28 protein-coding genes are annotated in these 26,366 nt (G+C 56.4%); 12 read left to right on the plus strand and 16 right to left on the minus strand.

The features are described from left to right. Positions 1–413 precede the first annotated feature (413 nt). On the plus strand, positions 414–671 hold the full coding sequence (locus ATC04_RS17890) for a metal-sensitive transcriptional regulator (RefSeq protein WP_022876876.1): 258 nt from the start codon (positions 414–416) through the stop codon (positions 669–671). A 692-nt stretch (positions 672–1,363) separates the two neighbouring features. Here the strand turns inward: ATC04_RS17890 and ATC04_RS17895 are convergent. The 4 genes from ATC04_RS17895 to ATC04_RS17900 all read right to left on the minus strand — a co-directional run bounded on the left by ATC04_RS17895 (position 1,364) and on the right by ATC04_RS17900 (position 3,590). Next, positions 1,364–1,795 carry a hypothetical protein gene (locus tag ATC04_RS17895; RefSeq protein WP_152666734.1) on the minus strand — a complete coding sequence of 144 codons (432 nt, stop codon included), beginning with the start codon at positions 1,793–1,795 and terminating at the stop codon, positions 1,364–1,366. A 161-nt stretch (positions 1,796–1,956) separates the two neighbouring features. Beyond that, complete coding sequence (locus ATC04_RS20130; RefSeq protein WP_353579991.1) at positions 1,957–2,508, minus strand: DUF6286 domain-containing protein; 552 nt, start codon at positions 2,506–2,508, stop codon at positions 1,957–1,959. Next, the gene (locus tag ATC04_RS19035) at positions 2,505–2,876 is read right to left on the minus strand and encodes an Asp23/Gls24 family envelope stress response protein (protein WP_082123736.1); all 372 of its coding nucleotides are present in this window, start codon (positions 2,874–2,876) and stop codon (positions 2,505–2,507) included. Before ATC04_RS19035 ends, ATC04_RS20130 begins: the two co-directional genes overlap by 4 nt. A 219-nt stretch (positions 2,877–3,095) precedes the next feature. Continuing rightward, a complete protein-coding gene (locus ATC04_RS17900; protein WP_047117793.1) occupies positions 3,096–3,590 on the minus strand; it encodes an Asp23/Gls24 family envelope stress response protein in 495 nt (164 codons plus the stop codon). Between the two features lie 124 nt (positions 3,591–3,714). Here ATC04_RS17900 and ATC04_RS17905 point away from each other — a divergent pair, with 124 nt between their 5' ends. Further along, positions 3,715–4,257 carry an RNA polymerase sigma factor gene (locus tag ATC04_RS17905; RefSeq protein WP_047117794.1) on the plus strand — a complete coding sequence of 181 codons (543 nt, stop codon included), beginning with the start codon at positions 3,715–3,717 and terminating at the stop codon, positions 4,255–4,257. Then, a complete protein-coding gene (locus tag ATC04_RS17910; RefSeq protein WP_047117795.1) occupies positions 4,254–4,823 on the plus strand; it encodes a hypothetical protein in 570 nt (189 codons plus the stop codon). The genes ATC04_RS17905 and ATC04_RS17910 overlap by 4 nt, the downstream gene beginning before the upstream one ends. Before the next feature lie 38 nt (positions 4,824–4,861). Here ATC04_RS17910 and ATC04_RS17915 read toward each other — a convergent pair whose 3' ends face one another. Next, positions 4,862–5,428, minus strand: coding sequence for a recombinase family protein (locus ATC04_RS17915; protein WP_047117796.1), 567 nt, complete (start codon positions 5,426–5,428; stop codon positions 4,862–4,864). 364 nt (positions 5,429–5,792) lie between these two features. On the opposite strand from ATC04_RS17915, the gene ATC04_RS19575 reads away from it, so the two are divergent. The 4 genes from ATC04_RS19575 to ATC04_RS17930 are packed head-to-tail and all read left to right on the plus strand — an operon-like array spanning position 5,793 to position 11,130. Next, positions 5,793–6,446 (plus strand): hypothetical protein, encoded by a 654-nt coding sequence (locus ATC04_RS19575; protein ID WP_152666736.1) that lies wholly within the window; start codon positions 5,793–5,795, stop codon positions 6,444–6,446. A 17-nt stretch (positions 6,447–6,463) separates the two neighbouring features. Continuing rightward, entirely contained in the window at positions 6,464–7,495 is a 1,032-nt protein-coding gene (locus ATC04_RS17920; protein WP_047117797.1) for an ImmA/IrrE family metallo-endopeptidase, read from the plus strand. A 59-nt stretch (positions 7,496–7,554) separates the two neighbouring features. Further along, positions 7,555–9,426 (plus strand): AAA family ATPase, encoded by a 1,872-nt coding sequence (locus ATC04_RS17925; RefSeq protein ID WP_082123738.1) that lies wholly within the window; start codon positions 7,555–7,557, stop codon positions 9,424–9,426. Between the two features lie 24 nt (positions 9,427–9,450). Further along, positions 9,451–11,130 (plus strand): ATP-dependent helicase, encoded by a 1,680-nt coding sequence (locus ATC04_RS17930; protein ID WP_047117798.1) that lies wholly within the window; start codon positions 9,451–9,453, stop codon positions 11,128–11,130. A gap of 503 nt (positions 11,131–11,633) precedes the next feature. Here the strand turns inward: ATC04_RS17930 and ATC04_RS17935 are convergent. Further along, positions 11,634–11,900, minus strand: a complete 267-nt coding sequence (locus tag ATC04_RS17935; RefSeq protein ID WP_047117799.1) for a Txe/YoeB family addiction module toxin — start codon at positions 11,898–11,900, stop codon at positions 11,634–11,636. After that, on the minus strand, positions 11,897–12,145 hold the full coding sequence (locus ATC04_RS17940) for a type II toxin-antitoxin system prevent-host-death family antitoxin (RefSeq protein ID WP_022876888.1): 249 nt from the start codon (positions 12,143–12,145) through the stop codon (positions 11,897–11,899). The genes ATC04_RS17935 and ATC04_RS17940 overlap by 4 nt, the downstream gene beginning before the upstream one ends. Before the next feature lie 142 nt (positions 12,146–12,287). Between ATC04_RS17940 and ATC04_RS19040 the strand changes: the two genes are divergently transcribed. Beyond that, on the plus strand, positions 12,288–13,424 hold the full coding sequence (locus ATC04_RS19040) for a ferrochelatase (protein ID WP_082123739.1): 1,137 nt from the start codon (positions 12,288–12,290) through the stop codon (positions 13,422–13,424). Positions 13,425–13,775: 351 nt separating this feature from the next. On the opposite strand, the gene ATC04_RS17950 is transcribed toward ATC04_RS19040, so the two are convergent. From ATC04_RS17950 to ATC04_RS17990, 9 genes are all read right to left on the minus strand, one after another. Then, positions 13,776–15,335, minus strand: a complete 1,560-nt coding sequence (locus tag ATC04_RS17950; protein WP_047117835.1) for a molybdopterin-dependent oxidoreductase — start codon at positions 15,333–15,335, stop codon at positions 13,776–13,778. Between the two features lie 139 nt (positions 15,336–15,474). Then, positions 15,475–16,281, minus strand: a complete 807-nt coding sequence (locus ATC04_RS17955; protein WP_047117801.1) for an anti-sigma factor — start codon at positions 16,279–16,281, stop codon at positions 15,475–15,477. Beyond that, positions 16,281–16,859, minus strand: a complete 579-nt coding sequence (locus ATC04_RS17960) for a sigma-70 family RNA polymerase sigma factor (RefSeq protein ID WP_047117802.1) — start codon at positions 16,857–16,859, stop codon at positions 16,281–16,283. The genes ATC04_RS17955 and ATC04_RS17960 overlap by 1 nt, the downstream gene beginning before the upstream one ends. Before the next feature lie 147 nt (positions 16,860–17,006). Continuing rightward, positions 17,007–17,699: a fasciclin domain-containing protein gene (locus ATC04_RS17965; RefSeq protein ID WP_022876894.1), complete on the minus strand. Its 693-nt coding sequence runs from the start codon at positions 17,697–17,699 to the stop codon at positions 17,007–17,009. A 237-nt stretch (positions 17,700–17,936) separates the two neighbouring features. After that, positions 17,937–19,424, minus strand: a complete 1,488-nt coding sequence (locus ATC04_RS17970; RefSeq protein WP_047117803.1) for an AAA family ATPase — start codon at positions 19,422–19,424, stop codon at positions 17,937–17,939. A gap of 66 nt (positions 19,425–19,490) precedes the next feature. After that, positions 19,491–20,069: a hypothetical protein gene (locus tag ATC04_RS17975; protein ID WP_052772167.1), complete on the minus strand. Its 579-nt coding sequence runs from the start codon at positions 20,067–20,069 to the stop codon at positions 19,491–19,493. Further along, positions 20,066–21,202 carry a transglycosylase SLT domain-containing protein gene (locus tag ATC04_RS17980; RefSeq protein ID WP_052772168.1) on the minus strand — a complete coding sequence of 379 codons (1,137 nt, stop codon included), beginning with the start codon at positions 21,200–21,202 and terminating at the stop codon, positions 20,066–20,068. The genes ATC04_RS17975 and ATC04_RS17980 overlap by 4 nt, the downstream gene beginning before the upstream one ends. Before the next feature lie 14 nt (positions 21,203–21,216). Beyond that, positions 21,217–22,695 (minus strand): hypothetical protein, encoded by a 1,479-nt coding sequence (locus ATC04_RS17985; RefSeq protein WP_047117804.1) that lies wholly within the window; start codon positions 22,693–22,695, stop codon positions 21,217–21,219. A gap of 30 nt (positions 22,696–22,725) precedes the next feature. Further along, positions 22,726–22,944 carry a helix-turn-helix domain-containing protein gene (locus ATC04_RS17990; RefSeq protein WP_082123740.1) on the minus strand — a complete coding sequence of 73 codons (219 nt, stop codon included), beginning with the start codon at positions 22,942–22,944 and terminating at the stop codon, positions 22,726–22,728. Positions 22,945–22,979: 35 nt separating this feature from the next. Here ATC04_RS17990 and ATC04_RS19585 point away from each other — a divergent pair, with 35 nt between their 5' ends. The 4 genes from ATC04_RS19585 to ATC04_RS18005 are packed head-to-tail and all read left to right on the plus strand — an operon-like array spanning position 22,980 to position 26,364. Next, entirely contained in the window at positions 22,980–23,753 is a 774-nt protein-coding gene (locus ATC04_RS19585; protein WP_152666737.1) for a DUF6668 family protein, read from the plus strand. A gap of 12 nt (positions 23,754–23,765) precedes the next feature. Continuing rightward, entirely contained in the window at positions 23,766–24,047 is a 282-nt protein-coding gene (locus ATC04_RS17995; RefSeq protein ID WP_047117806.1) for a hypothetical protein, read from the plus strand. A 43-nt stretch (positions 24,048–24,090) separates the two neighbouring features. Next, positions 24,091–24,798, plus strand: a complete 708-nt coding sequence (locus tag ATC04_RS18000) for a hypothetical protein (protein WP_047117807.1) — start codon at positions 24,091–24,093, stop codon at positions 24,796–24,798. 6 nt (positions 24,799–24,804) lie between these two features. Next, the gene (locus ATC04_RS18005; RefSeq protein ID WP_047117808.1) at positions 24,805–26,364 is read left to right on the plus strand and encodes a hypothetical protein; all 1,560 of its coding nucleotides are present in this window, start codon (positions 24,805–24,807) and stop codon (positions 26,362–26,364) included. The last annotated feature ends 2 nt before the right edge of the window (positions 26,365–26,366 follow it).

Here is a 26,366-nt window from a genome sequence, read left to right on the forward strand (position 1 = left end):
TGCACAAAAAAGCGGCGATCGACACCATCGGGAATGATGCCGATCGCCGCAGGCGCATGCGAGGCTGGGCCTAGCGGCCCAAGAGGCGCGCGAAGAAGCTGCCTTTCTTGCCGGACTCCTTCGGGGCATTTGGATCGCAGGAGCAGCGCTCGCTCCGCGGCACGTGGGCCATGACCTGCTTGACATGCTGGCCACATCCGGCCCAGGTGGTTTTCTGACACTTACGGCATTTGGTCGCACGGCACATATGGTGACTCCTTGCGTCTGGGGTTGTTGATGGAGGCTTGGCCGCCCCCTCTGTATTCGAGTATGGCATATACCCAGGGGGGTATCGAGAATCACTGCCATTGATACGCCAAGGAAACCCCCAGGGGTATATCATTGAAGAAATCAACACCTTGAAGGGACCCACCATGGAACTTGAAGCGGACACCATGAAACCGGCCATCAACAGGCTCAAGCGCGCCCAGGGCCAGCTGAACGCCGTGATCCGCATGCTGGAGGAAGGCGGCGACTGCCGCGCGGTGGTCACCCAGCTTTCCGCCGCCTCCAAGGCCATAGACCGTGCCGGGTTCTCCATTATCGCCACCGGGCTCGAGCAGTGCCTGAAAAGCGAGGACCCCACAGCCGACCGTGCCGACATGGAAAAACTCTTCCTCTCCCTGGCCTAGCCCCAGCCATCCAGCGATAGCTCTCGCCGAGACCACCCATGGAGTCCGGCAGGACCACTGCGCGAACTTCGGCAGTGCGGCGGTTCCGCAACCGCCGAGGAATCACTCCCTGCCGCCAAGCGGGCCGTAGCGATCAGCACCCCTGTTCACTAATCAGACGCCGCGCACCGAGCGACAGCAGTCAATGTGGGTGCTTGATCCATCGGCCCAAAGATGCAACAGCCAAGGCCAGAAAACACCGCCACTAAGCACTGTGAAAAACAGGCCACTTATCGTTGTGGCTCACAGGGAGTGGTATCCATTGAGACGTCCCGCAACCCTTAGGTAGAGAGACATTCAACGCTGTGTGCCAGGCGCAATCATGTCGAGATTCTCTACAGTTTTTATTCCGCGTAGCCAGATTTATTGCTAGCGTGGCCTCAGACCAGACCGGGCATTTGGTTTCGCTCCCCCTAATCGAAACCAGAACAGTGGTCTAGCTCCATGTCCAGCCCCCAAGTGGACATGGAAGCCCTGGAAAACGAGAGGTCCTTACCGCTCTGCTGAGAGCGGCAAGGACCTCTTGTATCAATGATTAACGGAAACAGGAGTTACACCTACTCGTTCTTTGATCGTGTCTGAGACCCAGGCTTTGTCCATGGATTCGCTTGCGAGATGCGTGTTGGTTCGTCTCGGAAAATTCGACTCGGAACTTACACAGACAATGTTATTTTGTTGCTTGGTTCGGCTTTCTTGGGTAGAAAATCAATGCTGATGTGCTTTTCTACGAACTGAGCGCCGAGGGCTTGTTCTAAGTCTGGGATGAGAGTTTCCCTGATGAGGTTCATTCCGTCCAGTGCCCGGGCTTCTACGCGCAAGGTATAGCGTGCATAGAGCACCGGGTGCTGGGCGCTGCCGCTAATCCGGATTTCGGCATCACTGATCTCCGAAGAGTGTTGAGCAGCTTGCTGTGCTGCTCGTGCGATGGTTTCTGTTTCCATACTGCTTATACCATCGCCAGTTTCAGCTCTGTAAATGAAAGTTCTCTTGCTGGGCTTTTGCGGAAGCGTTGAAAGCACACTCAGCAAGGCGAGAACGGTTAATACTGCCAGTGCTGCGGCAGTAAATGTTGCTAATTCAGGCATCTGAATAGGCAGTGAATCACGGATACGCGAAGGCCCTTGAGCGCTTTCAGCTGTTCTAGAGCTCCAACTCGTCCACGTTATTGCGCCGCCCATCAGGAGCAGAAGCAAACCTACCAACGCCAGCACGACGCGTTGACGGACACCGTTTGGTTTCCACAAATCTACTGCCCTCCTCTAGCGCTAGTATGAGTTTCGATGCTGAAGTCCTGTGCCAGTGGCATAGCATCGAGCGCAGTTTGAACGTTCTTATGTACCGCCTTTGAAATGGTGCTGGTTTCGTGAACGGGCGTTGAGATGCTGATGCGCATTCTGTTTCCCCGTAACACTGGTGACGCGTCATGTACCCCGTCGGTGCGTTGCGCTTCGTGTCGTGCAAGGCGGGTTAGGCCGTGATTCTCGACCACCCATTCTTCACGCGATGCTGGAGAGTCCCAGGCCAGCAAGGTCGTCTTATGCCTTCCCGGATTCAAAGCTACGACAAGCAGAAGGAGTCCTAGAACGCTCACGCCAATGGCACTACCTAGCACGGTGCTATCGGCCCACCCAATGTTTTTAATGGCATCTAGGCCACCCGAGATCCAGCCGGGCCATGCACCACTAGTTAGCCGGATCAGGCAGACCACTAATGCGGTTACTGAAATTCCTAGTAGCACGAGAGAACTGGTCAGCAAGGTTGCGGTCCGGGCGCTGCGGACATGCCAGAATCGATTCATCGTAAAACCCTCTCCCTCGCTGTAGACGGTTTGGCGTGAAGCCAGGCAACCTGAATATCAACTTGGACTGATGCGACCCCCAAGTACTTTGTTAGCTCATCAATCACTTGTTTCCGGATCGCATCACAAGTACGCGGAATGTTGAGCGGGTAGCGGATCCCAACTTTGAGTGCCACGGCTACAGTGCTTCTAAGTACTTCGACAGTTGCCTCAGGTTTTCCTTCGATACCATCGGGTTTGCTTAGATGCAGAAGCCCTCCGGAACTGGCACCGACTCCGGGAACTTTCGAAGCTGCCTTAGCGGCAATCTTTGAATAGACCTGCGTATCGACAGTTGTTAAACCTGCGCCATTGTTATCTGTTGCCATGAGAGTTACCTCCGGCGGCTAATGAAAACACGCTCCCAGTCGACGCGCGTCTGCAAGAACCAGCCGACCGCACCACCGATGAGCACGAAGAATGCTACGACTATGAACTGGGTGAATGAGCCGAATGCGATAAGCAACCCGGCCACTAGCCCTACGACTAGTCCCCACCTGAGCTGATTCATGGTTTTTCCTTTCGTTATTCACCGGTGGTGCAAAGTCCTACTTCAGGTCCTCGCGCGGCTCGTCATCTTCGTCGTCTTCTGGCAGGTGCACATCGGTCACATCGATATTCACTTCGATGACTTCCAAACCGGTGGCACGCTCAACTTGAGCGACGATATTGGAACGGATGTCGTTCGAAACCTCCACGATGGAGAAACCGTAAGAGATGACGATGGAGACATCGATCGCGGTCTGTTGCTCACCCTTCTCAACGCTTACGCCACCGGAAGTATTTGCCGATGCTCCTGGAATGCGTTCGGCAAGTGAGTTGAAAGTTCGCCGGGCAGCATTGCCCATTGCGTATACGCCGGGCACCTCCCGAGCTGCAATGCTGGCAATCTTCTGGACCACGCGGTCTTCGATCGTGGTCTTGCCCAGTTCGGTGTGCAGCGGACCGGAAAGCCGTTCCTCCGATACCTCGCGGTTTCCTTGACGCTTTGCCTGGCGTTCCAGTTCCTCGCCGGTTGGCTTGATGATCTTGTCGTTCGACATTGGCTGTGCCATGTTCTTAGCTCCTATATCGAGGGAAACTTTTTCGCTTACACTCATACAGACGAGGTCCGTACCCATATCCTCACACACAAAATAAGTGATCTGCATCACACAAGGAGGTTGTGTGGACGAATTAGAGCGGCTGGCGATCGTGGGCCGATCCCGTGAGGGCGATCCAGAAGCTTTCGGGGTGCTCGTTGCCGAATTAACACCGGGGCTTGGGAGATATTGTCGTTCCTTCTTTGAGAATTGGCAGGACGCGGACGACGCTGTGCAGGAAGTTTGGATCAAGGCGTGGAAAAACCTGCATACGCTCAAGGCCAATGGTGCCTTCAAGACGTGGATTTTCCGAATGGCAAGGAATGTTTGCCTGGATCGAGCTCGTTCGGCTCAAAATCGGGTTCACGTTGTTGATGCTGAAGAATTCTCTGGCCAGCCGGCGCCGGAGCATCTTTCACCCGAATACTTGGCCGTACAACGAAGCGAGGTTGATATGGCGTGGGGTATCGTCACTAAGCTTCCTTCGACCTTGAAGCAGGCTTTTGTTCTGGTATGCCTTGAGGGAATGACCTATGAGCAAGCAGCCGCAATCGCCAACACGTCAGAATCCACTATTCGCGGACGGGTCGCCCGGGCGCGCAAGGCAATCATTGAGGCGGTGTCATGAAAAATCTTCCCTGCGGACGCACGATAGAAGACGTACTCCATAAGCTTGATGACGCACCAGACCTGCATGAACTCGAATGCCGATGGTGCCACCAAGAACGACGCCGCCTCAAGGACCAAACCGCTACTGTCCTGGACCAGCTTAGAGGCGAAGCTCGCTCCGCCGACGGCGCCGACATAACTAGCACTGTCCTGGCCAAGATTTCAAAACTGCGACCTATGCAGAGGACATGGGAAGCTGCCTCACGCGACACGGGAAAAATTGTACGTGTCCCAGCGAGCGAGATCATCAGCAGCATTAGGCAGCAGTTCTCGCGATCCCAAACTGCCCAGTTGAACTACACCGAGGTTAAGGCCACTGACACGAAAATACCTCATGTTCAGTGGCTGGTCAGATGCACCGTCAGCATGCTCACCGAAGCTACCGTTCAGCAGATCGAACGGGAGATCCTAGAGCATGTTCAGAGAGGCCTTGGTGCCAAGCTACTCATTGAACGTTTACGGTTGGAGATCACGGTCGAGGATGTTCATGGAGAAATTCTCGGTTATTCGGAGATCGGAACTTGATTATTTCGATCTAAGAGTAGCCGCTGCATTCGAGAAGCTTACTCCTTAGCGTTGCGCCTCAGCGCCCGATAAACGGTGCTGCGGCTGACACCCAGAACTTCACCAATTTGCGCGACCGTCATGTCCTTCTGCTCATACAGCCTCTTCGCGGTGCGCAGCTTGTCAGGGGAGAGGGACGAGGGGCGGCCGCCGGTACGTCCACGGGCACGTGCCGCAGCTAAGCCGGCATTGGTGCGTTCACGGATGAGGTCTCGTTCGAACTCTGCCAGGGAAGCAAAGATGTTGAACACGAGCCGGCCACCCGAAGAACTGGTGTCTATATTCTCCTGCAGGGATTTAAACTCGACGCCTTGTTGCTGCAACGCGTCCATGTGGTTAATCAGGTGACGGATGGATCGGCCGAGTCGGTCCAGGCGCCAGACTACGAGAGTGTCTCCGGGGCGAATTTGGTCCAGGAGCTTATCAAGCTCTGGCCGTGACTCAAGGGCGCCGGAGGCAGTGTCTGTAAAGATCCGGTAGCAGCCGGCGTTAGTCAATGCATCGAGCTGAAGTTGCGCGTCTTGGTCGCCGGTGGAAACTCTGGCGTATCCGAGGAGGTGTCCCATGGCTCTAAATGTATCAATACTCGTGGCGCGGCCACTGTTTCGACGCATAGTTTGTGGCACTGAGTTTTGCGACCAAGCGAACTTAAAAAACTATTGAGTTTTCAACTGTCAAGGATCATAAGTCCAGACGGCAGAATAGTGTGTCATAAACGAACGGTTCTGAAACGAGTCGCGGTATATCCTGCAACCTTGGGGCATAAGTCGTTCTGCGACTGGCTCAGGATGCCATTCGACGCCAACTGAATGAATGACTCATTGCACCTGGATACCGCCAACCCTCGGGACTTTGATGCACGATTCTGTGTTGCGCGATATTTAACCACATTTGTGGTATCGTTATGCGCAATCGCTCGGAAGGGGTCCAATGGAACTCACAGCTTTATTATCGCCCAACCTGCCCGAAGGTGAGCGTCGCCTTACCGCGTTCGGTTTGTCGACAGAACTGATCCATACCGCCTTGCGACCAGGGCTTTCTCGTGCAGCCAATCGTTCTTCTTTAGCCCTGCGTTCGACACCGGGCACAGACATTTATCATGAGTCGATGCTGCAGCTGCACCAGATCCTTTCCCCCTCCGGGTGGCGGCTAGTGTACGTCGAGCAGCAGCCGCGATTAGTACATCCTGATGGACTGATTTCACTCACGATCGCATCTGGCCAGAACGTAGCGCATCCAGATCGCCGCCGGAAGCCTAGGACACGTCGCAAGGGGAAATCAACGCGTGCTTCGCTCGCAGCACCCAACACGCAGATGCCTGCGTTGTTCGATATTCCCGCTACAGCTATAACGCAATACCCTACTTCCGCTGTGGCGGATTCACCCTTGTGGTTGCTCGTGCACGAAAGAACTGAACGAGGTTTGAACCTCGAATTGTCGCGTCCAATGGATATGACCGAGAGCGGGATCGTAACGGATTGGAAGGATCGAATCATTATCGATTTCCTTGATCTAGACGGAGATTTGTCCGTGTTTGATCATCCTGAGGATGGCAGCATCGATGTCGCGGTTCAGCCACTCTAAAGTTCGAAAGACTAAGTATGTTCAATCCTTCCCGTCTCAAACAAGCGCGCCAACGTTTGGCTTTAACCCTGACTATGCTAGCGAAAGAGAGTGGGGTGTCTCTCCGTTCGCTGACCAACTATGAGAGCGGAAAGCTAGCCCCAAGCGAAGAAAACCTCGTTAAGCTCGCCAACACGCTCTCAGTTCCGCGGAAATTCTTCGAACGCGACGCTGCTGAAATTGTTCCAGTAGAAGCAGCGAGTTTTCGCAAGCTCAGCAAAACTACCGCTGCGACACGAGACGCGGTATTAGCGAGCGCAAGCCTTGCTGTGGAGTTTTTCGAAGTGATCGAGTCAAAGTTTCGTTTGCCTATTCCTGATATTCCTTCCTTCGACAAGCTCGATCCTAGTCACGCTGCGGAACTTGTTCGGCACCGATGGAACTTTGGCGACCGACCGATACCAAACATGCTCCATCTGCTGGAGTCTAAGGGCGTCCGCGTAGCTGCGCTTCATCACGAGTACACCGACATTGACGCTTTCTGCTTTATGAGAGATAACAAACCATACGTATTCCTGAACACTTCAAGATCGGCTGAACGACAGCGGTTTGACCTAGCGCACGAGCTGGGGCACCTTGTCCTGCATGGCGATCTGGAGATGGACCCGAGTACTTCAAAAGAACGAGAAATCGAAGCGAACCGTTTTGCGGCTAGCTTCCTCATGCCCGGTAGTTGCATTCGTGCTCAATCGATGCGCGGCGCAAGTATCAAGCGCATCCTCGCTGCGCGGTCGTTCTGGAAGGTTTCCGCGATGGCCATGACTCATCGACTCCATGAGCTGGGCCTTTTGAGCGATTGGCAATATCGCAGCAACTGCATGACTCTTTCTGAACTTGGATATCGCAAAGCGGAGCCCGGCGGCATCGTCCCCGAGGCATCGCAACTCCTTCGTAAGGTAATGTTCGGTTCTACAAATAAAGTCAGCGTTTCCGAGGCATCCACCTATCTCGATCTCTATTCGACTGACGTCCGTGACTTCGTTCGAAATTTGGTGCCTGTAGCAGCATAAGGCTCTCGCGGCAGTTCATATCCAGGAATCCGCGCACAACTACATAGGAAGATTTTGCAATGCGAGTAAGACGAATTACCGTCAGCAATTTTAGAGGAGTTAAGACCGGTCAAATCCTTATTGACGGTCATACACTCCTCGTGGGTAGCAACAGCGTTGGAAAATCGACCTTGTGTGAAGCGCTTGACCTTGTTCTAGGGCCTGAACGTATGTACCGTCGCCCAGTAGTGGACGAGTACGACTTCTACGCATCGAGCTATTTAGGGGAGGAAGCACAGAACATCGAGATTCAGATCGAGGTCGTCCTTGTAGATCTTTCTGACTCTGCCACTCGGCGGTTCGCCGGCCACCTGCGCAAATGGGACCACGAACGCAATAATTTCGCAGACCTAGAACCCGATTCCGTCGATTCTTCAGACGATCACCCTTGGTGCCTTCCAGTCGCCTTCGTCGGACGTTTCAATCCAGCCGAAGATGATTTCGAAGGCGGAACCTTCTTCGCACACCCCACTCCCGTCGCAGACGATCTCACAATGGAAGACGAGCTGTTAGGTGGAGGACGACGAACGTTTACGCGGGAAGATAAACGTCACTGTGGTTACCTTTACCTGCGTCCGAACAGGACCGGATCGCGTGCTCTCAGTCTGCAGCGCGGCTCTTTGCTCGACACCATCATACGACTGGAATCGAATACCGAGGTTACTCTCTGGGAAAAACTGCGAGAAGACCTTTCCGGTCTCGGCTTGGCCACTTCCGGGTCAAGGCTCTCGGACATCCTTGACGGCGTTGAAAGCCGAATTGCTCGATTCATGTCCGTTGGCCAAGGCGACGAAAACATACAGATCTATGCTTCCGACCTAACCCGTACGAATATTCGGGAAGTTTTGAGCGTATTCATCGCCAACGCCCCCGGCAACATCCCTGTTCCCTTTAGGCGGCTCAGTACCGGATCGCTAAATCTTTTAGTTTTTGCGCTCTTGACGTATATTGCCGAGTTGAAAGGTGATTCATCGGTAATCTTTGCAATTGAAGAACCAGAGATGGCATTACCTCCACATTCGCAACGACGCCTACTCGACTTCGCCACTACTCGCATGGGTCAAGCGATTGTCACTTCCCACTCACCATATGTGATTGAGCGTTTCGAACCCGAAAACATTCTAGTCCTGCAACGGAATAACTCAGGCGAGCTCAGCGGTGGCCCGGTGACTTTGCCACCTGATTACAAGGCAAAGCGCTACCGAGAAAACCGCCGACAATTTGCCGAAGCAGTTCTTGCCCGCGGCGTGCTCGTAGTCGAAGGAGCAACTGAGGCATCTCTAATCCCCGTCGCAGCCGATGTCTTGGAATCGGATGAGAATGTCGCTTACACTCATCTAGACTTGGCCGGAGTCACAATATTTGATGCCGGCAATGATGTCTCTGTGCCTGTGTACGCCCCTCTCTTCAAGAGCTTGGGAAAATCTGTCTATGGCATCCATGACAAACCGAACAACACTTTCTCCCCTGAACTGGCACTAAAGACCGAAGACTTCACAATTTACCGGGTAATTCCCTATGCAGGAGTGGAGGATTTGCTTGTCGCAGAGATGCCGGAGACCGTTAAGCGTCGGTTCCTCGAGAAGTCAGCGAAACGTGATGATTATCCCGACTGTGGAACCCTTTCGAATGATGCTTCGGTGGATGACGTCGACCAACTGATCAGAAGAGTTCTCAAAGCGCGTAAGGGCGCCCATGCGGGTTACGCTGCCAACCTCGTTGCAGAAGCCGCTAATGCCTCTGAACTTCCCGAGTCGATTATGAAACTTCTCCTCGATATCGATATGGATCTCGCTAGGCCTAGCGTATCGCTTTCCGCGCGCGAAACGGGTGGCGAGAGTGTCGGTGCGAGTGTGGTCTTATCAACCGATGAGACAAGGGCAGATTCTTAGGTGGCTCAAATTTATCTTGATGCAATGCGCAACAATATCCTGCATACCTCAGGTCACCTTTTAATCGAAGGAGGTCCCGGATGTGGCAAGACTACGATAGCTCTACTTAAAGCTAAGAAAAACGTTGAACGCTTGGAACAGGAGCAAAGAATCCTGTTCCTAAGTTTCTCAAGAGCCGCAGTCCGGCAGGTCACCGAACGAATGTCAGGGATTCTAACTTCGGCTGATCGTAAGGCTATCGAGGTCCGGACCTTCCACGCATTCTTCTTGGAGGTCATTCGTAGTCATGGATGCCTCCTGACGGGCGCTCCCGCCAGGTTCATCACGCCTGAACGAGAGGCGCAACGTCGAGCAGACTACGACGGTGACTGGGCTCTGGAAAAGATGCGGCTTGCCCGCGAGGAGTCGGTATTCGTCTTCGATACCCTTGCTCCCCTGGCCGCCGATCTTATGGAGCGTTCGGCCGACGTCCGGCATCTATACAGCGACCGCTATCCATTGATCATCATCGACGAGTTTCAAGACACAAACCGTGATCAATGGCGAGTAATCAAGGCTCTTGCAGAGGATAGCACTACAGTCTGCCTCGCTGACCCCGACCAGCGAATCTTTGACCACCTTGATGGTATTGATGAGTATCGGTTGGAGGAACTTCGGAAGACGTTACTGCCGACATCGTTTGATCTATCTGAAGACAACCACCGGAGTCCCAGCGGAGGTATCCTCGACTACGCAAATGCTGTCTTGCTCAACCAGTCTGTAGAGATGCCCAAAAACGTCGTCGATAAGCGATACCGCTACCGTCCTACTGAAATATTTACGCACGAACTCGTTGTCGCGACGCGAGAAGTATTGACCGACTATCTTGGCAGTAAACCATCGATCGCTATCTTGACGCGCACCAATGCACTTGCCGCACGTATTTCGGAGGCGCTCACTAATGAGCGAAGTACCGACAAGGGAGATACTGTGCCTGCCATCGATCACGTTCTCGCTTGGGAGCCCGAGTTGGTTGCTGCATCGGCACTAGTTATTGCCAGTATTCTCGAGTGGCCCCTCAAGCAACAAAAGGATGCTGTCGTAGACACACTTATACAGATCGCAGATTATTACCGAATCAAGCTCGGTAATGGAACGATGGGGGCACGCTCTAGGATCAATACTCTGACAAAATCGATCGCAGCAATTGAGGCCTATCGAAAGCCCGCTGCTAAGACCGCGCAAGTATTGCTAGAGCGATTCAAAACCCTTTCAGAATTCACTGGACAGCCTGTTAGTGACTGGCAAACCGCCCGTGCTAAACTAACTGATTCAGCCGAGCTCGACGAAATCTTCCGTCATGCGCGCTTTCTGAGGCTACTCAAGGCGACGGATGCCCTCGCATGGGCGCTACTCGACGCATGGAACGGCACTTCTGGATATATAAGTGCCGCGGATGTTGTAAGGCTCGCTCTCGCAGACCAAGCTGTGAACGTCGCCCAAAAAGACACACCAAAAGTCAGCGTTATGACCATGCACAAGTCGAAAGGAAAAGAGTTTGACGGCGTGATAATCGTTGAAGACCGATATCAAGGCGAGCTCCTGAGCCAAGGGTCCCTGCCCCGTGCCACTGACAGGCGGCTGCTCCGTGTAGCTATTACCCGAGCCCGACACGTCGTTGTTTTCGTCCGCCCTCATGACGCGCGACCATTGACTCCACCCTAAGCATCAAACGGTGGGCACGATTAAGTAGGGCCCAGCAGGCTTTCTCCCGTCAATTAATACATGTATCAGACTTACCCTTTTGACACTTGGTCATGCCGCATTATTGATTGTCAAGGAATTTTCCACCCGGGAACGAAAGGCAAATCTCTGACGAAACCTAATTCTCGCTCATGCGGTCAACCTTCTGGTGAGCCGAACCAAATACCGACCGATCCCGCCGGCGCGAACAGACTGAACACTTTCAATTCGACCTAAAGCGGAGGCCAGGCAAGGGTAGGTTACGTTATAAACCAGTCAGAATAGCTCAGGTCTCACACGATACCTTTAACAGTACTTGGGCTCGGCATTAGACAGGGAACGAGACGGGTAGTTACCCGAAAGTTCGTTATGTGCGGTAGAAACACATAAAGTCTTTTCAACTTTACATAACGGAGGTTATCGGCGTGAAGAATTCACTCGGGGAGTGGGCCCTAGAGGTGGACCAAGAACGCCAAAAGGCTGTGTCAGTAGTGGTATTTGGCTTGAAGAATCGTCACTGCGCGGTCATCAGCGATATACACCAGTCGGTTGACGTCATCGATGCGGCGCGACCACGCACCAGCTAATGCATGCTTCAACGGTTCAGGCTTTCCGATACCTTCAAAAGGATCGTCACGGAGCACGTCCTCGATCAGCAAGTTAATGCGCTTGAGTGTCTTACGATCCTGGGTCTGCCAGCAGACGTAGTCTTCCCATCCACCAGTAGTCCAGGTCAGGAGTCTGTCACTCACGGTTCGATGAGCCCGTGTTCTGCAGTCTGGTCATTGCGTGCCGCTTCTAAGGCTGCCAGCAGACGTACTGCGTTCTTAGGCGATCGCAGCAGGTGGCTCGTCTCAACGAGGGAATCATACTCGTCTTTCGACATGAGCACTGCGGACCCACGCTTGGACATGATTTCAACCTCGGTGTGGTCCAGGTTCACTCGTTCGATAAGACCAAACAGGTCGCGTCGCGCTTCGCTGGTGGTGATTGCCATGCCGCCTCCTAGTGGTACTAGATATGGTACCACTTTAGTTATTCTCTCAGGCATCTTCAAGAATGAAACGACGAACTCAACAAAGCTGGAGACACCCTGAATTAGGGACTCACGCTTTTTCTACAGTACGTAAAATTCAGGCATGGAAAGCAGCAACCTGACCCCCTTCGACGCAGTCATCCTCATGTCCTTCGGCGGACCGGAGAAAGATGAAGATGTTCTTCCGTTTCTGCAGAATGTCACTGCGGGGCGAGGCATCCCGGATGAGCGACTAGTCGAAGTAGGTGAACACTATTACGGGTTCGGTGGGAAGTCCCCCATCAACGACCAGAACCGCCAGCTATTAGAAGCCCTACGTCAAGAGTTCGAACAACGTGGAGTCACGACGCCAGTATTGTGGGGCAACCGCAACTGGGATCCTTACCTCACTGACACCGTGCGCGACTTCGCCAAAAGGACGGGAGGGTCGCGGTTCCTTGCCATCGATACTTCCGCGTATTCTTGCTATTCCTCGTGCCGGCAGTATCGCGAAGATTTCGCCCATACCCAAAATGTCCTGGCCCAGGAAGGTATCGAGGTATCTTTCGAGAAGATCCGACAGTACTATAACCATCCCGGCTTTGCCTATGCGGAATTGGATTGTGTGCATCGCGGACTCACCGAATTGATCCAGAAAGTCGGGGTACTGGATCCGCAGAAGCATCGTTTGCTCTATGTCACTCATTCGATCCCTCTAGCAATGCAAGAAGCCTCGGAGCGGCGCACTGTTGGGTATCGTGAACAGCATCTGCAACTGATCGAATGGATCAATCAAGAACTGGAAGAAAAGCAACCGTTGGATGCTGAGCTTGTCTTCTGTTCACGTTCTGGTTCACCCCGGACTCCGTGGTTGGAGCCTGATATCAATGATCGACTCGAGGAGCTCGCTAGCTCGGGCGTGGAAGGTGTAGTCGTTGTTCCGCTGGGCTTCGTATCCGATCATATGGAAGTGAAATACGATCTCGATACCGAGGCAGCACAGACTGCCAAAGATCTTGGACTGGATTATGTGCGAGCCGCGACTGTTGGGGTAGATCCAATATTTGTGTCGGGGCTTGTTGATGCCGCCCTGGAGCGGGCGGCTCAGTATCGCGGGGAACCGATCGATTCTCCTGCGGTGACCCCCGAAGGTCCGTTGAGCCCAGGTAGCGGATCCTGTTCGACGACCTGCTGCATGGGAAGGGATGAGAAGCCGACAACACCTAACTGGGATTCCCTAACGGCGAGTAACCGACCCTAGCAACCCGAGGGGTATCTGCGGGTATGAGGGCTACTAAGAAGTGAAGACACTGCGGTTCTTGAATCTTGATGGCTTGGCCGGTTGCTTCATCGAAGAAAGAGCTTAACGAGTTACTCAAATGAAGAGGGACGAGATGGGCCGTACACCCATCTCGCCCTCTTCGTAGAATTACTAGGTGCGTTTAGCGCACCTGAATTTCGGTAGCCTGGGGACCCTTAGCGCCCGCTTCAAGCTTGTATTCAACGGTTTGGCCTTCTTCAAAGTTCTTGAAACCGAAGCCCTTTTCGGAGTTGAATAGAGTGGATGGTTCAAGGTCTTGATGGCTTGCCAGTTCCTAGCGCATGGTTTCTGCTATTCGACACTGAATTGCAGCCGGTGCCAGCCGGAGGAACCGTTAGGAACAGGCGCTGCCGTGTCTTCTGTCTGCAGTTCGCCTTGGGCATTGGTCATGCGGACAGTTGCAGAGTGATTGCCCGCAGTAGCATCACTCCATTCGAACCGCCACTGACGCCAGGTGTCTGCAGAAAGCTCGGTGGCGAGTTCTACCTCTTGCCATGGCCCGTTATCAATACGGATCTCTACTTTGGAAACTCCCGTGGTTTGAGCCCAGGCGGTGCCACCGAAGACAACTTTTCCGGCGGGCAGCTTTGCGAAGGACCGTGGGGTGTCAATCCTGGATGACATCTTGATTGGTCCTCGTTCCGACCAGCCTCTAGTCGTCCAGTAGGCTGCTTTGTCTTGGAACCTTGTCACTTCTAGATCAACCACCCATTTGGTGGCCGAAACGTACCCGTAGAGTCCAGGAACCACCATGCGCACCGGAAAACCGTGTTCGAGTGGCAGGGGTTCGTTGTTCATTCCAATGGCCAGCAGGGCTTCGCGGCTATCGGTGAGCGCTTCTAGCGGCGTAGAGGCGCTGAAGCCGTCGATGGAGGTGGAAAGGACCATATCGGCACCCGGTAATGGTTTGGCTTGGGCTAGCAGTTCTCGTACCGGGTAGCCAAGCCATTTGGCGTTACCAACGAGATCGCCACCTACTGGGTTGGAAACACAGGTCAAGGTGAGGTAGTGCTCGACAAGGTCCATATCCAAGAGTTCATTGAATGTGAGTGTGAATTCTTTCTCGACCATTCCGTGAATCTTTAATGACCAGTCTTGGGGGTCGATCTGCGGCACGGACAGGGCTGTGTCGATCCGATAGAAGTCCTGGTTCGGTGTGACGAATCGGGCGGCGCCGGGGACGTCCAGTTCAGCGCCTGGGGGCGGAGCTTGAGCTTTCACTTTCGCGGGGGGAAGACCAAGGGCTGCGCGGGCTGACTCGGCGGTATTCCTAAGGGTCCGCAGGGCGTGGGTTGCGCCAACGGCGAGCAATCCAAGTGCCACGGTGCCGGCTGATCCGAGGAGAAATTTTCTTCGGGATGTTGTGTTTTCTGCCTGGGGCTGGTCCGTTGGTGCAGCGGCACCGGTAGCCATATTGGTAAGAAGTGTGAGTGTTCCCAGGCCTAATACGGTGCCAACGATCGTCGGTATTAGATCCAGGAAGTTTGTTGCTGAGCGGCTCAGCACCGAGGCACCTAATAGTACTGATAGCCCCAAAACCAAGATCATTCCGAGTTTCAGGCTCCGCGCTGCGGCAAGTCCTACGGCGGCGGCTAAGAGGGCGGCGGTGATCGATAGGGTGATGAATAGAAAAAGCTTGTCGTTGGTGCCGAATAAGCCGATGGCAAGATCTTTGAGCCATGGCGGGGTGAAGTCAATGATTGTTGACCCGAGGGCGACGAGGGGTGCTGAAGCAGTCCCGAAAAATGTGGACACTGCTTGAGCGGTAGTGAAAAGGACAGTGGCTGAGCAGATGCCAGCTATTGGATAGCGCCAGATATGACGCTTGTTTGTTCTTTGGCTTTGCTCCATGTCACTGAACCCCACACTTCGTTGCGGTGTGTTCGGATGCGTTACTCGAACACCGGATAAGTCCTATTCGGAGTCATTCTGCGTCTGGATTGGATTTCACGGAATTGTCCCGTGGGCGCTGTATGGTTGGCGGTCGTTTCTATAGGCTTTGCAAGAGGATTGGTTCGGTGGTCGGAGCAGGTGATCCCGTTGCGGGTTCCACTGTGATCCCGAAGTGGGTGATTCCTTCCATTGAACCGGTGATCATTGCTGTTGCTGAAGCGTTTGAAAGGTCTAGCATGCCGGCAGGGGTGGCTTTCTCAGCGGAGATGAGCCACAGTTCATAGCCTTTCCCTTCTGGAAGTTTGGGCATTGAGTGGGTTGACACGGCCATGGCGCCAGACTCTGCGGAGTAGGAAAGTCTAATTGTTGCACCGTCATCTAGCGTCTGGGATTTGGACTGCATGTCTGGGGCGCTCAAGATCTGCATCATGGTGTCCCGCTCGCTCTTTGTAGCCTGAATCAGGGTATTCATCTGCTGCTGCTGAGTATTCAGGTTCCACACCATCGCGCCAAGTGCACCAGAAGCGACAAGTAAGATCCCCGCGGCCAGCGCAAAGAACTTCTGCGACTTTTTGCGAGCCTTCTGCATGCTTTCGGCGGGTGCATTAGCAGGATATGGCTGAGCTTTTGCCTCCGTTGCGAAACGCACGGCCTGGGTTTCAGCGACGCTGGCAGGGATCTGTTCCACGGTGCGAATCGCATCCATGACGTTGGCCTTGATTCTCGGGGGCGGCTGGATCTCCGGAACAGTAAGACCGAGGTAGGCAGCAGTCTGTTGCAGCGAGTCAAGTTCTTGACTGGCCGTATCGGAGGTGGCCGCGTGCTGCAGCACCTTATCGCGTTCAGCCTGGCTCAGCGCGTTCAGTGCGAAGCCGCTGAACAGCTCACTCTTGTGCTTGTCCATCACGCGACTCCCATCAAATCTCGTAGTTTCTTCATTCCGTCTCGTATGCCGGATTGAACCGTGCCCACTGGTATTTGGAGATGCTCGGCGATCTCACAGTGCGTTAGACCTCCGAAATAGGCCAGTTGGATCGCCTCTCGCTGCGCTTTAGTCAGCTGGCGGAGGGCCGTAGTCATGCGTTCGCCCTCATTCTGGAATGCCGCCCCATCTTCCAAACGGTGATCGCTTTCTTGAGGGGTTCTAGCATCGATTATCAGGTCAGGTTCCGGACGCTGTGATGTTGAGTGGATCTGATCCACGGCGCATCGGTGGGCGATCGTCAACAGCCACGTTAGCGCGGTAGTTCGCCGGGGGTCGAAGCTAGCGGCATGCTGCCAAGCATCGACAAAGATTTTTTGGGTGACTTCCTCTTTATGACCCTCATCGCTTAGCAGACGGCTAACTAGACCGAAGACTTGAGGGGCAAATCGATCATATAGCTGCTCAAAAGCTGCCTCGTTTCCTCGCGCTACTTGAAGCACGAGAGCTTCATCCGGCGTATAACCGTCGGAGGGTTCGCTTGATCGATTCGGAATCATGGATTCAAGGATCTCACACCGCTAAGGATCATTTGTCTCCCCCTGCCATGCGTGCAGGCCGGGCCGTGGGTAGACAGAAGCCAGAGAACGAACAGTAGCTAGATTCCAACCGCTCATTCCCTGGCTTCTTCAAAGGGTGGTCCTGTGTTACTTCTTTGCTGGCGGCATCAGCACCGAATCCACGAGGTAAACGGTTGCGTTGGCAGTCTGGACTCCGCCGCAGATGACCTTGGCGTCGTTGACCATCAGATCATCGCCGCTGCCGCTGACCTTGACCGTGTCGCCTTCCACAGTTTTCAGGTCGCCGGAGAGTTCATCGGGGGTCATCTGCCCGGGCACCACGTGGTAAGTCAGCACCTTGGTGAGCATGTCAGCATCTTCGGTGACAGCCTTCAGATCCTTTTCCGGAATAGCCTTGAATGCATCGTCTACTGGGGCGAAGACCGTGAATTCATCGCCGTTGAGGGTATCGACGAGGTCAACGTCCTTGTTGAGTTCTCCTGAGACAGCCTTGGTCAGAGTAGTCAGCAAGGGGTTATTGGATGCGGCAACGGCTACCGGGTCTTTAGCCATGCCGGCGACTGAGCCATCGCCCTCGGGCACTGCTTCAGCGTATGCGGCACATCCTGGGCCGACCAGGTTAGCTGCTGGATCCATCGCGGACTCGCTCGACATCTCAGTCTCTTCCGGCATTGAGCTGCTTGGCGCCATGCTCGATGCCGAGGCCTCACTGCTTGGAGCGGATTCGGAGGCGTTGTCCATCGAGCAGGCACTCAGTCCGAATGCGGCCAACGCGGCAATCGAGAGCAGTCCAACCGTCTTGCGCTGCATGCTTTTCATGTCGTTCTCCTTGCCTGGTGACCCACGAGGGGTCAGTCGGTTTTCCAAACCACGGGTTTGGTTTGTCATGAGGCATTCGACGCCATAGGCAGTACGGATTGGATTTCTCTGAAAAAATTTTTTGCTCGATGGCCCAGCCATGCAAACAACGGCACGTTTCCCATTCAAAGGGTCAGTTCAAGAGAGGTTTCGGAAACCTGACCCTGTCCAAAAAACAGGAATAATTCGATGCACATCTCATTTCTGTAGCCCTCGAGCGACAGCTGCGCCGGCTGCCAGCCATGCCCGCTGCGTACTCGGGCGTAGCGCGTCGTAGCGCAGGATCCCGTCCACCATCGCTGGATCAAATGGGATCGTTGCTACGTCGCGAGCCAGGGTTTTGTAACCGTCTGCGACGCGCTTCACGTCGGCGGCGGTCGCCTTGGAATCAGCCTGGGTCACCACAGCCACGGCGTTCTGTGCCAGGGCGTGGGCCTTGTCGTTCTGCTGCCCGAGCGCTTCCAGCAGCAGCGCGCCAGCTTCGGCGTGGTCATCACGAGTCGTGGTAGCCACAACGAGCTGATCAGTGTGGTCGATCATGCGCCGCCACATCGGATCTGACTCGTCATTGCCCGAGTCGATGAAGATCAGCCGGTAATACTTTGAAGCCACGCGGTGGATTGCGTCCACGTCGGCTGCGTTTACGCGTTGGGCGCTGGCCAGCGCCATGGGCTTGGAGCGCAGCACGTCGAACCGGTCGCGGGTCTGGTGGTGCACGAAGTGGGCCAGGTCTGCGGACTGTGCCCCGGTGCCCAAGAGTTTTTCTGATTCGGGCAGCAGCTCTAACAAGGTCGCTTCGTGCGGGCCTTGTTCGGTGCGCCAGCCCAGGGTGCCCCGGGTTTGGTTGTTATCCCAGGCGAGCACTCCAGCTCCGCCGTAGCGGGCGAAGATCGCACTAAGCAGCACGGTGGTGGGGGTTTTCCCGGCTCCGCCTTTGCCGTTCACGATGGCGATGGTGCGTGGCCCTGGCCAGTGCTGGCTTACGGCTTGCACATCGGCGCGTTCGGCGCGTTCGGCATCGCTGGGTGCCATGCGTAGACCGAGGCGGGTCATGGCACCGCGCCAGCCTTGGGTGGCGGGTTCTTCAACTTGTTCCTGGGTGAGGAAGCTTTGGCGGGCTTCGCGCCGGGTCGCCGGTGCCTCGTCCGCTGTGGGAACGGTGTGGGACTGGGATTTCTGGGCGAACGGGTTCGGCTGCTGGGCTTTGGGTGCTGCAGCATCAGGGCCGGCGGGCGCCGGGGTGGCGCTCTGGCGCGTGTCGGCAGCTTGGGCGGGTTCCATCGCTGGTTCCTCCGGTTCGGGTGCAGTTTCTGCGGTGATGGCTTCTTCGCTCATTGCTGGTTCTGCGGTGACGGACGGTTCAGCGCTGGCCACGTGCGTGACCGGACTATCGACACGACGGCGGCGCACGGCAGGCTTGTCACTGCTGACCGGCGGCGTGGTGGTGTCTGGTTCTACGGTGCCATCGGGGTGGACTTTGACCGGCCAGGAGCCTTGGCCATCGTGCATCACTGCGCGCACGGCCGTACCGCGCTGCGTGGCGTGTTTGCTGACCAGTTCCACGGTTTCTGCCCGGGCGGCAGCTTCGCTGGCTGCGGTGAACTCGTGGGTCGTGCCCAGGATGTTCACGGTGGCGGTGCCGTCTTTGGTGACGGTCGCTTCGATGAGTTCTTCGGTGCTGCTCATGGTGTACTCGCTTTCTTCACACTGGGATAGCTCTGTAGGCGAAACGGCTCAGACGGTGGGTGCTGGTTAGCGGACTGAGGAAACATAGTCGCGGATCTTGTACGGCTCGGTGTCGGTGAAGGTAAAGAAGAACGTTTGCTTCCCTTCCCCGGCCCAGGATTCCCCGTCTTTGGTGACCCATTGCCACGTGGCAGTGACGGCGATGGTGTCTTGCTCGTGATGCTCTGTCATCAGCTTCACCGTGGGTTTGCTGGTGGCCTTCTTTTCGGCGGCGGTCAGCCATTCAACGCCGGTCGCGGGCCGTTCGGGGGCGATGACTTCCTTGGCCCGTGCGGGAGTCATGAGCGGGCGGGCGCGCAGCTCTGCGGCGGTGCGGTTGAAGTCCTTGGTGGGGTTCCAGGTGGTCATGATCGTGGCCGCTTGCTTGGCCAGCTCGACCTTGGCCGGATCTTCGGTGGCTTGGCCCTGGGAATGACTGCTCTCGTTGCCGCTGCTGCTGGGTGCTGGGGCGGTAGGGCCGGCCATGGTTGGGGTGACGGTCGGTGCGTTGCTGGGTTCCGTCTCGGTGCTGGACTGGGTGCAGCCGGCTACTCCCATGACGAGTCCTGCGGCCAGTGCCAGGGTGAGGATCTTGGGGTGTTTCATTGGATGTTCACCTTTTGCTGTCGGAGGATCGGGATCGGGTCATAGGTTGTGCCGTTGTTGATCGCGGGCCGGTCAAACACACTGGTTTTCGGGTTGTTGATCTGGAAATGCACGTGGATGCCACTGGAATTACCCGTCGCCCCGGGCTTGCCCAGGGGGGTGCCTTTCTCTACCACGTCGCCGGTTTTCACCAGCAGCGAGTTGTCTTGGGCTTCGTGGAACTCAAAGACCAGATAGGGGGCTTCGGTCATCTGGCCGAAGATGTAGTTGCCATATTCCCCATACAGTTGATCTGGTGATCCCACAGAGACGTAGGTGATTTTCATATCGGTAGGAGCGTAGAAGTAGGGTTCTGATCCAGCCAGGTCGATGCCTTCGTGCTTCAACAAGAACGGCTTGCCAGCGCAGCTAGTCAGTGGGCACGCGCGTGGCCCGAAGCCTGAGGTCAGTCGCGCGTTCGGCATGGGGTGTGCCCATTCATCCGCTTTCAAGTCCCCAAAGTCGAAGCCACCGGGGGCTTCACAGGTGGAGGAATAATCCATCTGGGCATTGTCCATGATGATTTCGACATAGTGTTCGGTTTCATCAAAGGGCGGGATGCCGCCGTATTTTTGGACGTTGCCGGCCCCGGCATTGTAGGCGGCGAGGGTGAACTGGATCTTCTCCTGCTCATTACTCGCCAGGTCCGCGATCTGTCCGGCGAGGTGCTTCATGTAGCGGCCTTGGGCATCCAGTCCGGCGAACGGGTCGAAAGGATCTTTCCCGTTGCCCCATTCGCCCCAGGTTCCCGGCATGAACTGTGCGATGCCGCGTGCCCCGACCGGGGACACGGCCTTGGCGTTCCAGCCGGATTCCTGGTTAATCTGTGCGGCAATGACCCCTACCGGCAGTCCTGCGCTCTGCGCGGACTGCTCCACGGCCTCCCGGTACTGCTCCGGAATTTTGACTGTGGGCTTGCCGTCCTTGTCGGCATCTGCGATAGGGGTTCCCTCGATGACGCACGGCGCGTTCGGATCGGCTTGTTCGCTATCGCCGGCGCCCAGGAACAGGATGATCGGCGTGATGACCAGGAGAAGCAGAATCCCCAGGACAGCCAGGATGATTTTGGCTCCGCTGCCTTGTTCTTCGCCCATAGTCCTGTCCCTCCCTACTGGCGTGTGCTGGGGTTGGTCTTGTTGGAGCGGTAGACGGTGGTGTTCTCCAACTGGGTGGCGACCACATATACCGCGTCATCGGTGACCAGTACCGGGGCGGGGTCTTCGGTCCGGTAGTTCGCCCAGGACTGCGGTTCGGCTTCTGGGGCGGCGAGGTTCATGGTGGCCGGCCCGTTGTTGGTGTTCGCGTAGATCAGGTTCCCGTGGATCGCGGACAGATCCGCCGAGGGTAAATCCACTAGCGCGCTATTGGCCCCATAGCGGATGCCCACTGAGCCGAGGGCGGCGGTTTTCGCTTGCCTGTCCACGAGCAGGGGTTCGGTGGCGGTGGGGATGGTACGTGGCGTGCCGCTGAACAGCAGACTTCCGGTGGTGGTGTCCAGGACACCCATGATGCGTTCGGTGTCATCCCAGGCCAGCAGGGCGTGGCTGTCGTCCAGCAGCCACACTCGCATCGGGTATTTCGTGGCGCCTTCGGGGGCGGTGAATTTCTGTTCGGTTAGGATCGTGCCGGTGTTGTCCAGGGTGTAGATGGTGGTGGCGCTGATCGTGGTGATCGTTCCATCGGCGGCGACGTCCAGCACGGTGGAGCCGGGTGGGATCATCACCTCATGCAGCGTGCCCGCCGCGTCGGGGACCCGGATATACCAGTCCCCCAGTTCGATGTAGGGGGTGTGGGTGTCGGTGCGCGCCGTTTGCCCTGGTTCTAAGGCGATGCTGGTTGGTGCCACGCTCGGGGTCTCGTAGGGCATGGCCACCGGCCAGAGGCGCAACTCGTTGCGCGCTGCGGCGGCATAGACGGGCTTGCCGGCCCAAGTGCCCTGGTGCATGCTGGATATGTCTTCGGGGGCTTTGTCCCCGCGCCAGACCGGCTGGCCCGTGGCCGGGGTGCGCCCGGTGACGGTACCCTCAGGATCAGTGGTGAGCAGCCTCTCGGGGCTGATCAGATTGACGGTGGCCCCAGCCCGGATGGGGTGGCTCCACGCGGCAGTCACTTCGTGTTGCGGTGGTGGTGCGGCTGGCAGCGTCGCCCCGACCCCTTGCGGGGTGTAGGCCGAGACGGTCGCGGCAGGTTGGTTCGCGACGACCACGGCGGCGCCGATGCCGCCGAAGGTGAGCACCATAAGGGCGCTCACCCCAGCGATCATCAGTCGTTTGATGCGTCGTTGCCGGCGTGCAGTGGCCGCAAGTTCAGCTTCTTGCTGTGCGGTGAGGTCAAGGACGTCACCGGTGGCAGCGACAATCATGTCCCAGGTTTGGCCGGTCGAAGCGTCGATCGCTCGTACCCGCACCACGCCAAGGTGGTGGTTGATGAGTTTGGCGATGATCGCGTTTTTCCCCGCCTCGATGAAATCTTCCTCATCGAGCACGGGGACCTGCGCCCCGTCCAAAGTAATGGCGTCCCGGTCTTCGCTGATTTGCAGCGTATAGACCGGGAACGCGGGAACTTTCTGGGGATCGATTATCGCCATACGCCTCTCTCCCCGTCATTGCTGTGGGGTTTAGTCGGACTCCTCATCGCTTTTCAGCAGGAAGTCCCGCACGTCTTTCTTCCGATACCGACGCACGCGGGACCCGACCGACACGGACTTCAATCCGTAGTCCTTGTTCCATTTCAGAACGGTCTGCGGCTTGACCCGCATAACATCGGCGATCTCCTCGGTGGTTGCCCACTCCGGAAGGTCAGCAATCAGATCATTGACTGCATCTGGATCATTCACGGTCACACTCCAAATGTGCTTGAGTACGAGCAACCATGTCGAACCTGTTTACATCACCACCCCATAAAAACATCTTTACAGTGTCTTTTCAAATAAGCGATATAACAGTTTTGACACTGTTCTCTATGCGAGTTAGCGTAAATAGTAGATCACTATTTACCGATGGTTACTTTACCGAGGTGAGGCCGCTGATGTCAGGGATTCCGAATCCGTTTGCGCCCGAAAGACCCAATAAGACCTTAAACGCCGGATACGACATTAACGACGATCTGATGGGCACGAACCTTTTCGTTACCGGACCAGCACAACCGGGCCTGTCTGCCCGGCTTGAAACACCCAGCGAAGCCTGGAGTGTGGACGACGTGGGCCCTCTTGAAGGTCTTGCTGTCATGGGCCTACACGGTGGAGCTGGCGCCACCACAGTGGCCGCGCTCTTAGGTGACAGTGCGACAGAGGTAGGTCAATCCTGGCCGATCTCACAGAACGCCTGGACTGGCAGCCCGTGGCCTATCCCCGTGATTGCGGTGGCTCGCACCGACCATCACGGGTTGGCCGCTACGGATCGGTTCATCCGCTCCTGGGCCAACGGACAACTGACCGGCTCTCAGCTTTCGGCCTTGGTGCTGATCGAGGCAGGGCCACGCACCAGTGATGCCCGGAAGAAAGCAACCAAACGCCTCCTACGCATGGTGCCCCGGGGCACGCATATCCCGTGGATGGATTCCTGGTTGGATGCCCCACCCGATCCAGCCCGGCTCCCTGGGCGGATCAAACGAATCATCAAACTTCTCAACACTCCCACCACATAGAAAGGCACATCCATGTTGTTGCAAGCCCTGGCTTTCGGTATCGACATCGCCGCCACCATCCCTAACCCCACTCCAGAACAGCCCCCAGGCACCGAAGGGTTCACCACGATCTTGAACTGGATCGCGTGGGCGGTGATCCTGCTCGGTGTGGCAGGGTTCCTCGCCTCGGCAGGGTTCCTGGCGTTCGCGTCCTTCACCGGACGGGAAATCAACGGCTTCAAGGGACTGATCATCTCGTTGATCGTCTGCATTCTGGCCATTAGCGCGGGAACGATCATCAACGTCTTCGTCTAAGGCTCGTTCGTGAACCGTCAAAGAGAAAAGAGAGAAGATCCTCATGGCAGACACTGACCCATTAGGTAAAAACTGGAAACTCTGGGGCGGCATTCTCGCCTTCATCGCTGCGGTAGTGATCCTCGGGCTCATTTTCTTCCCCCGCACCCCACCACAGCCAGAAGCCACGCCGACCGCGCCAGCCCCCTCGGTGCCAGTCGACACCGCGCCATCCTCGGCATCCCCTGCGGCCTCGGCTTCGAAGCCAGCGTCCGGGGATTGCCCTGCGCTGAGCACGAACACGGCGTTCCCGAACGATGCCCCGGCCACGGAGTGGAAGCGCCACCGTGCCGGGATGCTGCTGCCGGTATCGGCGGAGCATGGACCAGCGAAGATGGACGGGGATTTCTGGCGCTGCTTTAGCCACACGCCGTCCGGCGCAGTCCTTGCAGGAATCACACTCACCATTGACTTCTCAGTAGGTGGCGAAATTGATGCTGCGGCCGACTCGGCCAGACGCGAGGAATCTTTCAAAGCTCAGCAAGCAATATCTGAGGTCGAATTCCCCGCCATTTCAGCATTTCGCGTGATGCAAAGCAGCAATGACAGCGCTTCAGTTGAGTACCTTGCAAAGCATGGCGAACAGTACGGAGCGATGCGGGTTGATCTTGTGTGGAGCGAGAAAGACCATGACTGGCGTTTAGATATAAGCCTTGCTGATCCCACATGGAAAGTCGTTAACGACCCCAGCTCCTACACCGATTTCAAGTAGGTTTTCATGGCACAAGCAGCAGAATGCGGAATTGTTGATATTGGGTGCAAGCTTGGCGACGGTTTAAAGAACCTTGCGGATAGTGCGATCACTGATTTTGTGAAGTCGCTCTATGACGGTGCGGTGGCGTTCGTGGCGCAGGTGTCCACCTTCTGGATGGATACCGCCAGCCCGGATGTGAATAACGCGGCCGTCACGAGCCTTCGTGCAGACATGTCCTGGTACGTCGCAGGGTTCGCCATTCTGGGGTTCTTTATTGGCCTGATCAAACTGGTCACTTCCCAAGATGTGAAGAACAGCCTGATCGGCTTAGCCACCCCGATTGTGAACCTGATTCTGGCCACGACCGCCTACGCCGTGGGCATTGGCGTGCTGCTCAAAGCCTCGGATGAGTTCTCCCGGTGGATCGTTGAACGCTCTACCGGTGGGGACGTGGATCTGACCCAGATGCTCACCTCGGGCACCGTGTTATTAGCGAGTCCTGGCACGGCTTTTTTGCTATTCATCCTGTTGCTGCTTGGTGCGGTCATCAATCTGCTGTTCATGTATTTCCGTGACGTGATGTTCCTGATCCTCTCAGCCTTCATCGTGGTGCTGGCGGCGGGCAGTGGATCGGAGCAGGGTCGGCAAGCATGGCGTAAAGCCAATGGCTGGCTGGTGGCCCTGTTGCTGTTTAAACCGGTCGCAGCGGGAATCTACTCGTTGGGGTTCCGCATGTTGGTGCAAGGCAGTGCCCCGGAAGGGGAGGAAGCCACGGTGACGGAGGCGATGCATTCCACGCTGATTGCGTTGTTGATCCTGTTGTTGGCGGCGTTGGCGTTGCCGGCCTTGATCAAATTCATCGTTCCTGCGGCCGGGGTCGGCGCTGGCGCGTTCTCCGGTGGTGCGGCCTTAGGTGCTGGTGTCACCCTCGCGGCGGGCGCCGCCGTCCTGGCGGGCACTGGGGGTGCAGCGGCTGCGGCCGGTGGTGCTGGTGCTGCTGCGAGTAGCGGTAGTGGCGCGGCGGCGGCTGGCGGCGGGTCTACCGCTGCGGGTGCTGCCGGGGCCAGCGGTGGAGCTGGTGGCGGTACTGGTGCTGGCGGTGCCGAGGCCGGCGGGGGTGCCGGTGGCGCTTCTGAGTCGGTCACTGGCGCGGAGGCGGGTTCTTCAGCCTCGGGTGACACCGGTTCCGGGGCCGGATCTAGTTCGGGCAGCTCATCCGCAAGTGGAAGCACCGGTTCGACCGGTTCAGGATCTTCCGGTACCGGCTCCACCGGTTCCGCTGGTACTAGTTCCACTGGTTCCGGTGCGACCTCGTCCAGCGCAAATACGGGCGCTGGGGCCACCAGTTCTAGTGGTTCCACTTCCTCGGGTTCCGGTGCTTCACCCTCGGGTGCTGGTTCCGGCGGCTCTGGGAACGCAACTCAATCCTCAATTTCACCTCAAGAACATGCGCCGTCTGCCGGTGGCCCGTCCGGGGCAAAAGCACCGAACAAACTCAACGAAGCCATGCAGAAAATGGGTGACGTGAAAGGCCTCGCTAACGGGGCGAATCCCAGCAAGCTCGTAGATGAGGACGGCGAATAATC

This window comes from Arthrobacter sp. YC-RL1 (genome assembly GCF_001454985.1).
Classification (GTDB): Bacteria; Actinomycetota; Actinomycetes; order Actinomycetales; family Micrococcaceae; genus Glutamicibacter; species Glutamicibacter soli.

Excerpts from the sequence above, each read along its gene's own strand:
- ATC04_RS19585 (WP_152666737.1), top strand. The coding sequence starts at position 22,980 with ATGTCGAACCTGTTTACATCACCACCCCATAAAAACATCTTTACAGTG.
- ATC04_RS17910 (WP_047117795.1), top strand. The coding sequence starts at position 4,254 with ATGAAAAATCTTCCCTGCGGACGCACGATAGAAGACGTACTCCATAAG.
- ATC04_RS17915 (WP_047117796.1), bottom strand. The coding sequence starts at position 5,428 with ATGGGACACCTCCTCGGATACGCCAGAGTTTCCACCGGCGACCAAGAC.
- ATC04_RS19035 (WP_082123736.1), bottom strand. The coding sequence starts at position 2,876 with ATGGCAACAGATAACAATGGCGCAGGTTTAACAACTGTCGATACGCAG.
- ATC04_RS17980 (WP_052772168.1), bottom strand. The coding sequence starts at position 21,202 with ATGGGCGAAGAACAAGGCAGCGGAGCCAAAATCATCCTGGCTGTCCTG.
- ATC04_RS19040 (WP_082123739.1), top strand. The coding sequence starts at position 12,288 with ATGGAAAGCAGCAACCTGACCCCCTTCGACGCAGTCATCCTCATGTCC.
- ATC04_RS17970 (WP_047117803.1), bottom strand. The coding sequence starts at position 19,424 with ATGAGCAGCACCGAAGAACTCATCGAAGCGACCGTCACCAAAGACGGC.
- ATC04_RS17920 (WP_047117797.1), top strand. The coding sequence starts at position 6,464 with ATGTTCAATCCTTCCCGTCTCAAACAAGCGCGCCAACGTTTGGCTTTA.
- ATC04_RS17895 (WP_152666734.1), bottom strand. The coding sequence starts at position 1,795 with ATGCCTGAATTAGCAACATTTACTGCCGCAGCACTGGCAGTATTAACC.
- ATC04_RS17900 (WP_047117793.1), bottom strand. The coding sequence starts at position 3,590 with ATGTCGAACGACAAGATCATCAAGCCAACCGGCGAGGAACTGGAACGC.
- ATC04_RS17950 (WP_047117835.1), bottom strand. The coding sequence starts at position 15,335 with ATGGAGCAAAGCCAAAGAACAAACAAGCGTCATATCTGGCGCTATCCA.
- ATC04_RS17925 (WP_082123738.1), top strand. The coding sequence starts at position 7,555 with ATGCGAGTAAGACGAATTACCGTCAGCAATTTTAGAGGAGTTAAGACC.
- ATC04_RS17965 (WP_022876894.1), bottom strand. The coding sequence starts at position 17,699 with ATGAAAAGCATGCAGCGCAAGACGGTTGGACTGCTCTCGATTGCCGCG.
- ATC04_RS17960 (WP_047117802.1), bottom strand. The coding sequence starts at position 16,859 with ATGATTCCGAATCGATCAAGCGAACCCTCCGACGGTTATACGCCGGAT.
- ATC04_RS20130 (WP_353579991.1), bottom strand. The coding sequence starts at position 2,508 with ATGAATCGATTCTGGCATGTCCGCAGCGCCCGGACCGCAACCTTGCTG.
- ATC04_RS18000 (WP_047117807.1), top strand. The coding sequence starts at position 24,091 with ATGGCAGACACTGACCCATTAGGTAAAAACTGGAAACTCTGGGGCGGC.
- ATC04_RS18005 (WP_047117808.1), top strand. The coding sequence starts at position 24,805 with ATGGCACAAGCAGCAGAATGCGGAATTGTTGATATTGGGTGCAAGCTT.
- ATC04_RS17975 (WP_052772167.1), bottom strand. The coding sequence starts at position 20,069 with ATGAAACACCCCAAGATCCTCACCCTGGCACTGGCCGCAGGACTCGTC.
- ATC04_RS17955 (WP_047117801.1), bottom strand. The coding sequence starts at position 16,281 with ATGGACAAGCACAAGAGTGAGCTGTTCAGCGGCTTCGCACTGAACGCG.
- ATC04_RS17985 (WP_047117804.1), bottom strand. The coding sequence starts at position 22,695 with ATGGCGATAATCGATCCCCAGAAAGTTCCCGCGTTCCCGGTCTATACG.
- ATC04_RS17930 (WP_047117798.1), top strand. The coding sequence starts at position 9,451 with ATGCGCAACAATATCCTGCATACCTCAGGTCACCTTTTAATCGAAGGA.
- ATC04_RS17940 (WP_022876888.1), bottom strand. The coding sequence starts at position 12,145 with ATGGCAATCACCACCAGCGAAGCGCGACGCGACCTGTTTGGTCTTATC.
- ATC04_RS17890 (WP_022876876.1), top strand. The coding sequence starts at position 414 with ATGGAACTTGAAGCGGACACCATGAAACCGGCCATCAACAGGCTCAAG.
- ATC04_RS17995 (WP_047117806.1), top strand. The coding sequence starts at position 23,766 with ATGTTGTTGCAAGCCCTGGCTTTCGGTATCGACATCGCCGCCACCATC.
- ATC04_RS19575 (WP_152666736.1), top strand. The coding sequence starts at position 5,793 with ATGGAACTCACAGCTTTATTATCGCCCAACCTGCCCGAAGGTGAGCGT.